This is a genomic window from Xenococcus sp. PCC 7305 (assembly GCF_000332055.1).
GTDB lineage: Bacteria > Cyanobacteriota > Cyanobacteriia > Cyanobacteriales > Xenococcaceae > Xenococcus.
Genome location: NZ_ALVZ01000226.1, coordinates 1 through 13916 on the forward strand (window position 1 = coordinate 1; position 13916 = coordinate 13916).

At 37.6% G+C, this 13916-nt stretch carries 8 protein-coding genes; 5 read left to right on the forward strand and 3 right to left on the reverse strand.

The genetic code is table 11. The features are described 5' to 3' along the window. Positions 1–114: 114 nt before the first annotated feature. From XEN7305_RS22260 to XEN7305_RS22270, 3 genes are all read right to left on the reverse strand, one after another. Positions 115–393, reverse strand: coding sequence for an RNA-binding protein (locus XEN7305_RS22260; protein ID WP_006511787.1), 279 nt, complete (start codon positions 391–393; stop codon positions 115–117). Between the two features lie 239 nt (positions 394–632). Further along, positions 633–3755, reverse strand: a complete 3123-nt coding sequence (locus XEN7305_RS22265) for an efflux RND transporter permease subunit (protein WP_006511788.1) — start codon at positions 3753–3755, stop codon at positions 633–635. 194 nt (positions 3756–3949) lie between these two features. After that, positions 3950–5290 carry an efflux RND transporter periplasmic adaptor subunit gene (locus XEN7305_RS22270; RefSeq protein ID WP_006511789.1) on the reverse strand — a complete coding sequence of 447 codons (1341 nt, stop codon included), beginning with the start codon at positions 5288–5290 and terminating at the stop codon, positions 3950–3952. Positions 5291–5633: 343 nt separating this feature from the next. On the opposite strand from XEN7305_RS22270, the gene XEN7305_RS22275 reads away from it, so the two are divergent. The 5 genes from XEN7305_RS22275 to XEN7305_RS27045 all read left to right on the forward strand — a co-directional run bounded on the left by XEN7305_RS22275 (position 5634) and on the right by XEN7305_RS27045 (position 13879). Further along, entirely contained in the window at positions 5634–9041 is a 3408-nt protein-coding gene (locus XEN7305_RS22275) for a beta-ketoacyl-ACP synthase 3 (protein ID WP_006511790.1), read from the forward strand. An 88-nt stretch (positions 9042–9129) separates the two neighbouring features. Then, a complete protein-coding gene (locus tag XEN7305_RS22280; protein ID WP_006511791.1) occupies positions 9130–9393 on the forward strand; it encodes an acyl carrier protein in 264 nt (87 codons plus the stop codon). Between the two features lie 162 nt (positions 9394–9555). Continuing rightward, the gene (locus XEN7305_RS22285; protein WP_006511792.1) at positions 9556–10356 is read left to right on the forward strand and encodes an SDR family oxidoreductase; all 801 of its coding nucleotides are present in this window, start codon (positions 9556–9558) and stop codon (positions 10354–10356) included. Positions 10357–10523: 167 nt separating this feature from the next. Continuing rightward, positions 10524–11384, forward strand: a complete 861-nt coding sequence (locus XEN7305_RS22290; RefSeq protein WP_202951318.1) for a sterol desaturase family protein — start codon at positions 10524–10526, stop codon at positions 11382–11384. Positions 11385–11428: 44 nt separating this feature from the next. Continuing rightward, a complete protein-coding gene (locus XEN7305_RS27045; protein ID WP_006511794.1) occupies positions 11429–13879 on the forward strand; it encodes a bifunctional aminotransferase class I/II-fold pyridoxal phosphate-dependent enzyme/GNAT family N-acetyltransferase in 2451 nt (816 codons plus the stop codon). Positions 13880–13916: the final 37 nt, after the last annotated feature.

The window sequence follows — 13916 nt, forward strand, 5'->3', positions numbered from 1 at the left end:
AATTCCTCCACTTCTTTAAGTGGAACAGGGCATAGTGGTGAGTCTAATTCTCCCACTATGCCAGTTACCTTCTGCCTTCTGCCTTCATTCTTCTGCCTTCGATTTAATAAAATATTAATTTCTGCGACGATTACGATGAGAGTTTCTGTTGGATTGCTCGTTGGCTTTATTGACCTTGAGAGTGCGACCCATCCATTCGGCTCCATCTAGGGCAGCGATCGCTGCCTCTTCTTGAGTTAGTGTCTCCAATCGCACAAAACCAAAACCTCGCATTCGTCCGGTATCACGGTCAGTAATCAGCTTGACTTCTTGTACTGAACCATATTCAGCAAAAACTACTATGAGGTCTTGTTCGCTAGCCTCATAAGATAAATTACCTATAAAAATCGACATCTTTCTCATTATCTCCTCAATCAAAAGTATGTAGAGATCGGATTGTGGAGAAAAGCTTCTTAATATCAGCTATAGAAGTTATTGGTACTGAATCATTAACTTAAATCTACATTCTTCATTCCTGATCATCAGCGTAACGTAGTTTAGGTAAATTGGAGCCAAAACTTTGCCGGATTCTCTGCAAATTAGGACTTTTAACTTCCCTGTCAAGAGCTTTTGACTCTAATACCTATACAAAATTAATTATGAATTTTTGAGTACCGAAGCGTCATTAACAAATACAAACAAGGAACAAAATAAAGTGCCAAAAGTGTTGCTCCACCGACTCCTCCGGCAACACAAATAGCTAAAGGACTCCAAAATTTACTTCCCAAGATTAATAAAGGAATAAAACCTACTATTGTAGTAATTGTCGTTGTCAAAACATGACGAGTAGCGCGAAAGATCACTTCTACTATTGCTTGGCGGTTTCCCGAAGAAGCTTGAGGATGATTGCTTAAAGAGGCTAAAACTACAATAGAATCATTGATTGCAACCCCAATCAAGCCTACAATGCCTAAAATTGCCATAAATCCTAAAGGATAGTTAAACCACCATAAAGAGAATAATCCCAAACCAATAGAGCCAATGCCGACTAAGATAATGATCCCGGCAGCGCGAAAAGAATTAAAAGAAAGAACCAGAATTGCCATCATCAAAACCAACAAGACACTCACGAGAGACATTAGATTGCCGACTGTCTGATCTCTTTCTTGGGCTTCACCGCCAATTTCGAGGGAATAGCCCGCAGGAAATTGGATATTACTCGCTTCCATTTTTTCCTTAAACTCAGCCAAAACCGTTGAAGGTAATAACCCCGCAGTGACAAAACCATGAATAGTATTCACCCTTTTCCCATTACGTCTGCTTATGCTGGCGAGTTCTGGCACTAGTTCAATTTTGCTGACCGTGGATAAAGGAATCGGCGCTAAATTACCTGTAGAATTTAAGTTATTAGGTAATAATTCTAAGGTAGTAATCTGATCTAAATCAGCGCGATCGCGATTAGTAAGACGAACTCGAACCGGTATTTCTTCTGTATCCTCGATCATAGAGCCGCCTAGGGTGCCTTCAAGATGAGCATTAAGTTGTTGGGCAATCATCGTATTATCCAGCCCAGTAAGCTTAGCCTCTTCCTCATCTAAATTGAAAGCTAATTTGGGTAAAGCATCAGATATGCTAGCACGGGTAGAGGTAATACCTTTAACTTGAGCTAAAACTAAACGAACTTTTTTCCCCAGTTCTCTGAGAATATTTAAATCAGAACCATAAAGCCGTAGCTCAATAGGCGCTGGCAGATAAGGCCCCTGTTCCAATTGTCTGACCAATACTTGAACAGAGGGAAATTTGTGGTTAAGTTCTATTTGCAAACGAGAAATTAAGGCTGCTACTTTCTGTTGTGAATTAAGCTGGACAATACCATGAGCAAAATTAGGACGATTTGAGGTTCTTCTGGGCAAATTATAGTAAAAAGATGGGGCCTCGGTGCCTAAAAACCAATGTACATCAGTAATTTCTGGATGCCTAAGTATAATAGTACGAGCTTTTTCTGCCAAAAACTGAGTTTTTTCTAGAGAAGCCGAAGCAGGTAATTCAAACTCAATATGAAACTGATCTCTCTCCGTGGGGGGGAAAAATTGTTCGGCAAGAGTCGCAGCCTTCAGAAATCCTGTTACTGGCAAAATAAGAGCTAATACAATTCCCAAAATAGGTTTCCTCAAGATAAAATTGAGGGAAAAGCGATAAATTTTGCTCAGATAGGCATTAGAAAAACCTTGATTCCAAAATTGAGAGTAATTTTTTCTAGCTTTTTTATTATTTAACTTAGCGAAAAAGCTTGTTTTCTCAAGTTGATTGATTCTTCCTGCCAGAGCTGGAATAATAGTTAGAGAAAGAAATAAAGAACTCAGCAGAGAAATAATTACCCCCAAACCAATAGTGCTGACAAATTCGCCTGTACTTCCTGGTAATAAGGCAATGGGAAGAAAGGTTAAAATAGTGGTGAAATTAGAAGCAAGTAAGGGAATTGCTAAATAAGTGACAGTTTGAGAAATAGCCTTTTGGGGTTTAAGTCCTTGTTTGAGTAAATGTTCTACTTCATCAACAACCACGATCGCATTATCAATTAATAAACCTAAAGCAATTACTAATCCTGTTACCGATACCTGATGTAGAGGAATAGAACATGCACTCATCGCGCCAAAAACCATCAGTAATGATAAAGGTAAAGCAGAGCTTACTACTAGCGCCGATTGCCATCCCATCATGAAGAAAGTGCTAGCAAAAACGAGTAATGCTCCTAACGCCAGATTTTGAAATAAGGTATTGAGGCGATTGGTGACATAAATATTTTGATCGGAAATAATATCTAAACTAATTCCTTGGGGAAGCTGTTGTCGAAATTGTTCTAAGTTTTGATGAGCTCTAATTGCCCATTGATCTATGCGTTGCGTGGTATCAATGCGAGCTGCTAGGCTAACCCCCATTTTTCCATTGATAATCGCGAGTTCTGGTGGTGGTTCTCTAATGCCTTTGGTTACTAGGGCAATATCACCTAAGCGAGCTATTTGCCCTGAATTACCGAAGCTGATGGGAATATTTCTAATCCTGTCTAAAGAATCTAATTCGGTTTCAACTTCAATGAGTAAGTCATTATTTTTGTTATAAAGTTGACCAGTGGTAATTTTGGCATCACTAAGACGAATTTGTTGTGATAATTCTTGGGGTTTGATGTTGAGAGCGGCAAGATTTTCGGGATTAATTGCTACGATAATTTCTTCTAGGGGTTCGGCAAATAAATTTACTTCCTCAGTACCAGGTATGCTACGAATTTGTTCTTGAAATTTTAGGGCTAGGCGTCTGAGAATGGCATAGTTAGCTGGGGAATCTAAGTTCCAAGTTATCCCGACAATTAAGCTATAAGCTTTGATATCTATTTCTTTATATTCTGATTCTAAAGCATCTGAGGGTAATTGGGATGTGACATCTGCTAAAAGATCTCTCACTTCACTCCAAACCTGGTCAAAATTGCTTACAGTGTCTTTTAATTCAATGCTAATAAAAGAGCTACCAAGTTTGGAGATAGAATCAAGGGTTTTGATTTCTTCAATTTCTAATAATTCTTGTTCTATTTTTTCTGTCACTAAAGATTCAACTCTTTGAGCGCTAGCCCCAGGGAAAGGAATGACAATATAGGAGCTGAGACCACTCAACTCGGGGTCTTCCATGCGCGGCAGCAATTGAAATGAAGAAATGCCCCAGACTAAGATCAGAAAAATTGTGAGGATTAGTAGTCTAAAATTACGATAAAAAAGATGACCCATAAGTACCTAGGCAAAATTCATTGTATATTTTGGGGTTTTGGGGGATTAGGGGATTTGGGAATTGCGGTGCGGCCCCGGTGCCCTAAAGGATACACCTTCGGATAATTTTTAATCACCTAGGGAACGCGCATCGTTGGGGAAAAGAAGATAGCTAATTTCAAATTTACACAAATAATTTTGCTCACCTACATAATTTAATTTTCAAATGTTACCAATTGTCCCGGGACTAGACGATGAATGCCATCGGTGATTACTTGATCCTGGGGTTGGAGAGTGCCCCGAACTAAAATGCGATCGCTTTGGATCTGGAGAATTTCTACTGCTTTTTGCTCAACTTTAAACACAGATTGTTGTTCGGTGCGAATATCCTCTTGCTTCCCTAAAACGTAACAAGTCCACAAACCTCTTTCTCCTTCTACTAAGGCAGTTATCGGTAACCAATAGCCGGTCGTCTGAATCTTTTCGGTTAATTGGAGGGTGGCAATTTGTCCGGAGAAAAGCTCGATTTCTGCTCCTGGTTGGATTTTTAGAATAATGGTTAAGGTCCGAGTGCTAGGATCAAGTTCTGGCAAAATTGAGCTGACTTGAGCTTGATAGGTTCGATTGTCAATTTTTAAGGGAAAAATGTCACCTAGATCTATCTGAGCCGCATTTTGGGCAGGAACCCCGATATGGGCTTCTAATTGGCTATCTTCTACTAGTTTTAAAATAGTTTGACCCGTTTGTACGATAGTTCCTTCGTCAACTAAACGAGCTGAGATTATTCCAGTGAAAGGAGCTTTTAAAACTGCTTTTTGAATCTCTAGTTCTAAATTAGCAATTTTTAAATCTTGCAGTTCAATTAAGGCTTTTTGCCCCTCTATTTGTTCAAAACGTGTTCCTGCTAATAATTCATCTAATTGACTTCGGTATTGATCTAAACGAGCTTGGATGGTAGCTACTTCATTGCTCGCCTCGTCTAGTTGCTCTTGAGCAATTGCTCCTTGGGCATGTAAATTTTTGCGGCGATCGCTCTTCTCTTGGGCTAGTTTTAATTCTGTTTTTAATTGTCTGACCTGGGCTTGAGCCGTGGCAATAGTTTCTACTCTGGAGCCATTTTCCATTTCCTGGAGCTGCGAAACCATTTGTTTGCGTTGAGCTAATAATTCCTGTTGCGTAATTTTTAGACTACGAGTATCCAATAAAGCCAGAGGCATTCCTTTGGTCACTCTATTGCCTTGATCAACATTAATTACTGTCAATTTTCCCGGAATTTCAAAACCAAGTTCACTATTTCTTTGAGGTACGATTGTCCCTGTATAATTACGAAATACCCTGGCATAATTTACAGGAGTAATGGTTTTTGCTACAACAGGAATCAGACTAATAGATGGTGATGATTCTCTTGCTGATTTCTCGTTATTTTGCGATTGAGCAGCTAGATCAGATAAAAAAAATCTTCTTATCGGAGTAATGAGAAAAAAACAAAAAATGAAGGAACAAATAATGATAATACTCCACAATAATCTATTTTGCCTTAACTTTCCTTGGCTCATATTTCGCCCTATTCATACTTTGAATCTTACCCACTATAGCAATAGTATTTGAAATGAGATAACAAGTTCAGAAACTCACAATTAAAATTTCTTCCTCATCTTCCTTAAATCCCGATACCCTTAAGTGAGTTAACTAGCTTAAATCTAGTCTGTGACGCATAAGTTAGGTGGAATTAAGGAAGACAATAGTAGTTTTATAAAGTTATTATATTTTGTAGCACAACCACTTAAGTATATTACGAGAGTTTCTAGTTGTTTCTCTTAGTAAAATTTTATTAGGCTAATGAAATTTGAGTGAATTTTTGTCAAGATAATAGCGAGCTATTTATTGCAATTTTAAGATATGAATCCTGTACCTGACTTAAAGAAAGATTCTGGGGTTTCTCTGGGACAAACGGAACAAGAGCAATTAAAATTTCTGGAGCTTTTAAAATTTCTGGAGCTTTATCAAATCATGTTTACTGCCAGAGAAATTGACCTGCTGGAGGAGCAATATACAACTAGAGGAGAGGCTTTTTTTCACGTATCAGGAGCAGGACATGAAGCTGTTGCAACTATTAATCCTTATCTAATTCCCGAAGACTATTTGCATTGTCATTATCGAGATAAGGCTTTGATGCTGGCTCGGGGGATCTCGGTGGAAATGTTTTTCCATAGTCTTTTTTGCAAAGATGCGTCTCATTCTCGGGGGCGGCAGATGAGCGCACATATGAGCGATCCTACGACCAATATTTTGAGTTTAGTTGGGCCTGTGGGCAATAATGCCTTACAAGCTGTGGGCGTTGCTGCTGAAATTAAAGATCAACCGCAAAACCCTCTGGTGTTTTGTTCCTTGGGTGATGGTACTAGTCAACAGGGAGAAGTTTTAGAGGCGATCGCAGAGGCCGTACGTTGGCAATTACCTGTTTTATTTCTCATTGAGGATAATCGTTTTTCGATTTCTACTCGCACAGAGAAAAAGACTTTCTATAATTTGCTAGATGGCATAGTAGATAATTTCTATGGTTTGCCGATTCACCATTTAGAGGGTAAAAATCCCCTTCTTTGTGACCAAGTTTTCCAAAAAATTGTTTCTGAGATCAGGGAAACTCGCAAACCAGCCTTAGCCTTAATGAAGCTGGAGCGACTAACTAGTCATACCAATACGGATGATCAATCGATCTATCGTGATCGTCAAGAGATCGAACAAGTTAGACAAGAATATGATCCGATTAAAATTCTAAGATTTGAGCTAGAAAAATTGGGCTGTGACGCTCAAGAATTAGTGTCTATTGAGGGAAATATTCGCTCAATAGTTAAACAAGCAGCAAAAGATGCTCAATTCAGTAATGAACCCCAGGCTTATTTTGCGGCTAAAGCTCCTCTCCCTCAGCATTTGTCGAAAACCGCAACAGAATATGTAGGAAACTCCGATTCTAGGCGTGTAACCATGCTGAATGCCATGAATAAAGTTTTAGGCGATCGCCTAGAGCAAGATTCTCGGGTTTTTTTGTATGGGGAGGATATTGAAGATCCCAAAGGCGATGTCTTCGGCGTTACCAAAGGATTAAGCCGTAAATTTCCTGGTCGAGTTGTTAATTCTCCCTTAAGTGAATCTACTATTGTAGGGACTGCTGTCGGCAGAGCCTTGGCTGGCGGTCGCCCTGTCGCCTTTCTCCAATTTGCTGATTTTTTACCTTTGGCTTTTAATCAGATTGTCTCCGAATTAGGCAGTATGTATTGGCGAAGCGATGGTGGTTGGCAATGTCCTGTCATTATTCTGATTACTTGTGGTGGCTATCGTCCTGGTTTAGGGCCTTTTCATGCTCAATCCTTAGAAGCGATCGCAGTTCATACTCCTGGTCTTGATGTGGCAATGCCTTCGACCGCTGGAGATGCAGCAGGAATGCTAAACGCTGCCTTTGATTCGGGAAGACCAACCCTATTTTTCTATCCCAAAAGTTGCTTAAATCTAGTCGATTTAGCTGCTACGACTTCCGATGATCCCCAGCGCCATTGCGTTCCGGTGGGTAAAGCCAAAATAGTTCGTGCTGGCAGTGATATTACCTTCGTCGGTTATGGCAACGCGATCGCTAGATGTTTACAAGCAGCAGATGCTCTGGATATCGAGGGCATTAAATCAGAAGTTATAGATCTGCGCTGGCTGGCTCCTTGGGACGAAGAAACAGTTCTCAAATCTGTTAATAAAACTGGAAAATTAATTGTTGTTCATGAAGATAATCAAAGTTGCGGCATGGGTGCCGAAATATTAGCGGTAGTAGCCGAAAAATCCTCAACTCCCGTGACAGCAAGACGAGTAACCAGAGCAGATACCTATGTTCCTTGTAATTTTGGTAATCAACTAGAGATCTTGCCTTCCTATAAACGCATTTTAGAAACAGCGGCAGACTTATTAGATTTAGATCTAGATTGGATAACTCCCCCAGCTACAGAAGAAGGAATCTTTATGGTGGATGCGATCGGCGTTGGACCTTCCGATGAGACGGTAATTGTTCTGGAATTGGATATCTCAGAGGGAGCAGAAGTTGCCGAAGGTCAATGTTTAGGGGTTTTAGAAGCTTCCAAGGCCGCTTTTGATTTAGAAGCCCCAGTTCAAGGTGTCGTTGAGAAAATTTATGTCACAGAGGATCAAGAAGTTGCTGTAGGTCAGCCTTTATTTAAAATTCGGATTGACAAGGATCATATTCCTGCTCCGAAACCCATTACCCGAGAAGATCCTGGTCAACCAGTTATCAAAAGAAGACAAGCTGTTACTACTGCGACCCAATTGATGAGCCGGGCAACTAAATTAAAGATTGGGATTCAAGGGATTGCCTGTGTCTTAGGCTCCAAAAATATTACTAATGAAGAAGTTGTGCAATCAATTGCCGGGAAAGAAGCGAATGATGTTTTAAAACTCACCGGAATTGCCAGCCGTCATTGGATTGAGCCAGGAGAAACGGTGTTAACTCTGGCAAAAGACGCAGCTCAAAAAGTTTTAGCGGCGCAACAAGTTCAGATTCATGATATTGACCTCATTATTTGCACTACTGGGACACCTTCTCAGATAACGCCATCCCTAGCTTGTCAATTATTGTATGAGTTGGCAGGAAGTGATTATGAATGCCCAGCTTATGATCTCAATGCTGCTTGTAGTGGCTATTTATATGCTCTGCAAAATGCCTATTTATATTTACGAAAGCATCCTTCTTCCAAGGTTTTACTAGTTACTTCAGAAATATTATCACCTCTTTTAGATCCGCAAAATTTCGATACCCAGATTATTTTTTCCGATGGTGCAACCGCAACTATATTATGCGGGGAAGCTCATTTGGATTCTTGTTCTTTTGTGGTTAACGAACCTATCTTGAGTGGCAGTGGGGAACCGTTGGATTCTTTATATGTTCCTACGGTTAATAGCAGTCAGAACATTTCGATGAAAGGCAGAAAAGTTTTTACTAAAGCTGTCAAGAAAATGACAAGTGTTTTAAATCAAGCTTGTACGAAAGAAAATATCAAAGTTACTGAGCTTGATTTAGTGATACCCCACCAAGCTAATCAACGAATTATTGACGCGATCGCCAAAAAAATTGGTTTTCCAGAGAAAGTTGCCTCCAACATCAAACATCACGGCAATACATCTTCAAGTTCTATTCCTATTTATCTGGCGGAAAACTGGAGCACTCTCCAAAGCAAAAAGACCCTGGCCTTAACCGCATTTGGGGGTGGATTTACCTATGCTGCTGCTATTTTAAATAGCTTAAGAAGATAAGTCATCCCAATGAGGCAAAAGATGAATTAGTAATACTAAAGGTTAATCAAGCTGTAAATCAAAAATTATCAACAAAATCAAAAAACAAATGACAAAAACACAAATTAACAAAAAAACTCTGTTAGAAATTCAGGCATGGTTAGTTAATTATTTAGCTAAATCTTTGGAAGTAGAAACAACAGAAATTGATATTAAGGCATCTTTTGATGAATATTCTTTAAATTCCCATGATGCTATTTACTTAACTGGGGAATTGGAAGAATGGTTGGGATTTGAATTAGAAGCTACTTTGCTCTATGAATATACTAACATCAAAGAACTTTCTGAACATTTAGATTCGCAAGATTTGTAATGATTACTCTTCAGTTTTAGTCGCTTATATAGCAATTCTTTTTCTCGTGAGGTACAGCAAATCTAAGCTTTCGGGAACAGGGAACAGGGAACGGGGAATAGGGAATAGAAAGTACGTGTACCTCATAAATCTGAGAAACGCCATAGTTAAATTATTATGATAATGAAAAAATCAAGTTTTTTTAAAAACAAGTTGGTTTGGATCACAGGAGCATCTTCTGGAATTGGAGAGCATCTTACTTATCAACTCGCAAATCTTGAAGCTAATTTGGTTATTTCAGCTCGTACAGAAAGTGAATTGCAGCGAGTAAAAGCTAATTGCAATAATAACGCCAATATTATGGTTTTGCCCCTTGATTTATCTGATATTAATTCAATTAAAGATAAGGTTAAAAAAGTAAAAGAAGTATTTGGCAAAATTGATATTTTAATAAATAATGCTGGAATTGGTCAAAATGGATTTGTAGCCGATACCCAAATTAATATTTATCAGAAAGTTCTAGATATTAATTTAATAGGTACAATTACTTTGACTAAAGCTGTAGCTCCTATTCTACAAGCACAAGGACATGGTCAAATAACTATTGTTAGCAGTATTTTAGGACATGTAGTTTTGCCTAAGTATTCAGCTTATAGTATGTCTAAACATGCTTTAAATGCCTTTGCTCACACCATTAGATTAGAACTAAAAAAAGATAATATTCAAGTCCTACTTGTTTGTCCAGGGGCAACTCAAACCAATATGGAAGAGAAAGCAATTAATGGTTCTGGGAAAGTTATGGGAATAAAACCTAAAGAATATGAAACTTGGCTGCTTCCTGAAAAAGTTGCCCAAAAAATTATCATTGGTATCCAATCAGGAAAACGAGAAGTTATAATTGGTCATTGCTATGAAAAATTGGCGGTATTCATCAATCGCTATTTTCCTTCAATCTATTTCAAATTAGCAGTTGACTTTGAATAAAAGATTTTAAGCTTTACATTATTTTTTCTGTTAAAGATACAGCTTTAAAATGACAAAGAATATCATTAAAAATTAATATTAAGCAATAAAATATTTATAAATTTGTTAAACAAAAAAGAGCCTTAAGCAGAAAAATGAGATATGTTTCAGGCATAATGCCACTATTTATGACAATAATTTCCTTGGCTATTGTAGTTATTGAATGGATTACACTGACAATCACTAAGAAAATTGAAAGCCATAAGGAAGGAATTGTCAATATTTCTAGTGCGGCTTTAACTTATATCCCAATTTTTATCACCAATAAATTGATAACTATTTCCTTAATGTTCTGGATTTATCAATATAGATTATTCGATCTAAAATTTGATTGGTATGTCTGGATATTAGCCTATATAGGATATGATTTTATGTCCTATGCCATTCATTATTTATCTCATAAAGTCCGTCTTTTTTGGTGTATTCATACAGTGCATCATTCTCCAAAGGAAATGAAAGCATCTGTTGCTTTTAGAGGTTCTTTTGCCGAATTCATCCTGGCTCCTCATCTAACTCTGTGGCTTCCTATTTTAGGATTTCATCCTCTTTTGATCATAATAATTGATGGAATTGGTCAACTTTATGGTGTCCCGCTTCACCTCAACCAACATATATTCCCAGATTCAAAATATTCCGGAATACAAAAATTCTTGATTACACCATCAGTACATAGACTTCACCATGCCAAGAATGATATTTATCTAGATAGAAATTATGGTCTAACATTTAGGATTTGGGACTATCTATTCCAAACCTCTCAGGTAGAATTACAGCAAGAAAAACCCATTTATGGCATAAGCAAAAACATTAACAGCGAAAACCTATTAGTTTCCCAAACTGATGAGTTTATTGAACTATGGCAAGATATCAAAAATGCTCCTAGTTGGCTTGACAAAATTAAATATTTGGTGATGCCTCCTGGCTGGAATTATATTAATGGAGGATATACAGCTGAAAATATAAGAAACAATGCCTTATTGAAACTATAGTTTCATTTTTTACGAAAAAAAATAGCTCCTAAAAAACAAAAAACATGCCTAAAAATCTTCATGCTCATTGGGTAAAAACTATCGATAAACTTGTTGAAAATGGCATCAAGCAAGGTTTAAATCAACATTTTACTGATAATGAATTTCTGAATGGAAGAATTATAACTCTTCAAGATCGCAATTATGTTAACTTTGGCTCCTGTAGCTATTTGGGCCTAGAACAACATCATAAATTAATTGATGGAGTTACAGACGCAGTAAGAAAATATGGCACACAATTTTCTTCTTCTAGGGCTTATGTCGCCGTCGGACTGTATCAAGAATTAGAAACTTTATTACAAGAGATTTTTGATAAACCTGTTGTCGTTACAGCCAGTACAACTTTAGGGCATTTATCAGCTTTACCAATTTTGATAGGAGATAATGATTGTATTCTTCTCGACTATCAAGTTCATTCCAGTGTGCAAATGGCCGCGCAAGTGCCTAAAGCTCGTGGAGTTGATGTGGAAATTCTGCGTCACAATTCCATGACGCAACTAGAAGAAACCATCAAAAAAATTAAACATAAATACGATAAAATCTGGTACTTGGCTGATGGTATTTACTCTATGTATGGAGATGTAGCACCTTTACCAGAGTTAGTCCGTTTATTGGATACTTATCCACAGCTTTATGCCTATATTGATGATGCTCATGGTATGAGTTGGACGGGGAAAAATGGTAGAGGCTATGTTCGCAGTCAAATCGACCATCATTCTAAAATGGTATTAGCAGTTTCGTTGAATAAATCCTTTGCTAGTGCGGGGGGAGCCTTAGTCTTTCCTAATGAAACTTTCACTAGCCAAGTTAAAAATTGTGGCAATACCATGATTTTTTCTGGGCCAATTCAACCACCAATGCTCGGGGGTGGCGTGGCTTCGGCTAAACTCCATTTATCAGAGGAAATTGTAGATTATCAGAATGAATTAAAGGAGCTCATTAAATATACAAATCAATGTATTACTGAGCTAAATATCCCTCAAGTTGAAATTAATGATAATCCGATCTTTTTTATTCCTGTTGGCCTAGTTAAACCTATTCAATCTTTTGTCTCTCGAATAATTAAAGATGGATTTTTTGTTAACCCTGCGGCCTTTCCGGCAACGCCAATGAAACAAGGTGGGATACGTTTTTCTCTGACTCGTCACATATTGAAACGTGATATAGAACAACTTCTTGAGCGGATTGCTTTTCACTATCCTGTAGTCTTACAAGAACATAATTTTACGGAACAAGATGTAGCCAAGAATTTCCAGATTCCTGAGTTTCAAATTCAATCAAGTCAGGAAAAATTTGGCTTTGTTTCGCTGAAAAATCATTCATCTTCTAAGCTTGATATTCAATTTACTCGTCGCTTAAAGGACATTAATGCTCAAGAATGGGATAATCTATTTGCGACCAAAGGTAACTTTACTTACTCTAGTATTGAATTACTGGAAAAGGTTTTTACATCACAAGATAATGAGCCAGAAAATCAGTGGGATTTTTTCTATTTTATAGTCAAAGATGAAGCTGATAAAATTGTTTTAGCGACATTTTATACCTGTGCCAAAATAAAAGAAGATATGTTCTCTTCTCAAGAAGTATCAAAAAAAGTAGAAGCGATGCGTCTTGATGATCCAGATTATCTTACTGGCAAAGCAGTGATGTTAGGATGTCTGATGTCTAAAGGAGAACATCTTTATCTTAATCGTCAGCATTCTCGATGGAAACAGGCACTTCGTTTATTGGTTGAGCAAATTTCTCTTACGGTACAAGAATATCAAGCATCTCAGGTGTTATTAAGAGATTTTCCCTTGAATGACGATGAAGAATTAAAAAATACAATGTTTGACCTTGGTTTTGTGCAATTACCTTTACTAGATATATGTATTATGCAGGATTTGTCTTGGTCAACTCACCAAGAATATATGACTAGGTTAGGACGTAAGTATCGTTACAATGTCAAAAAAGAAATATTGGCCTATGAATCTCAATTTGAAGTAATTATTGATTCTGAGATGTCACCAAGGGAAATTCGCCACAGTTATGAACTATATCGTCAAGTTCAACAAAGAGCTTATGAGTTGAATGTTTATCCGCTTCCCTATGCCTTTTTTGAAGCAATTTGTCATCATCCTGACTATGATATTATGCGGCTTTATCTCAAGGATGATCCAGCATCTAGAGCTGAGGAGAAACCAGTGGCAGTTATGTTTAGCTTTGTGAATGCCGGTGTTTATTCGGCTTTAATTGTTGGTTTGGACTATCAATATTTAAGAACTCACAATATCTATAAACAAATTCTTTATCAAACTGTACAAAGATCTAGGGAGTTAGAATGTCAAACTTTAGACTTGGCTTACACCGCAGTTTTAGAAAAGAAAAAAGTTGGAGCTAGACCTCATCCGATGTGTGCCTATGTTCAATCTTTGGATCGTTATAGCCAGGCAGTACTTGATGCGATGGTAGTTTGATTTTTTCGAAAAAAGTAATAAATTTTTATCTCTATTT

Excerpts from the sequence above, each read along its gene's own strand:
- XEN7305_RS22265 (WP_006511788.1), bottom strand. The coding sequence starts at position 3,755 with ATGGGTCATCTTTTTTATCGTAATTTTAGACTACTAATCCTCACAATT.
- XEN7305_RS22290 (WP_202951318.1), top strand. The coding sequence starts at position 10,524 with ATGACAATAATTTCCTTGGCTATTGTAGTTATTGAATGGATTACACTG.
- XEN7305_RS22270 (WP_006511789.1), bottom strand. The coding sequence starts at position 5,290 with ATGAGCCAAGGAAAGTTAAGGCAAAATAGATTATTGTGGAGTATTATC.
- XEN7305_RS22260 (WP_006511787.1), bottom strand. The coding sequence starts at position 393 with ATGTCGATTTTTATAGGTAATTTATCTTATGAGGCTAGCGAACAAGAC.
- XEN7305_RS27045 (WP_006511794.1), top strand. The coding sequence starts at position 11,429 with ATGCCTAAAAATCTTCATGCTCATTGGGTAAAAACTATCGATAAACTT.
- XEN7305_RS22280 (WP_006511791.1), top strand. The coding sequence starts at position 9,130 with ATGACAAAAACACAAATTAACAAAAAAACTCTGTTAGAAATTCAGGCA.
- XEN7305_RS22285 (WP_006511792.1), top strand. The coding sequence starts at position 9,556 with ATGAAAAAATCAAGTTTTTTTAAAAACAAGTTGGTTTGGATCACAGGA.
- XEN7305_RS22275 (WP_006511790.1), top strand. The coding sequence starts at position 5,634 with ATGAATCCTGTACCTGACTTAAAGAAAGATTCTGGGGTTTCTCTGGGA.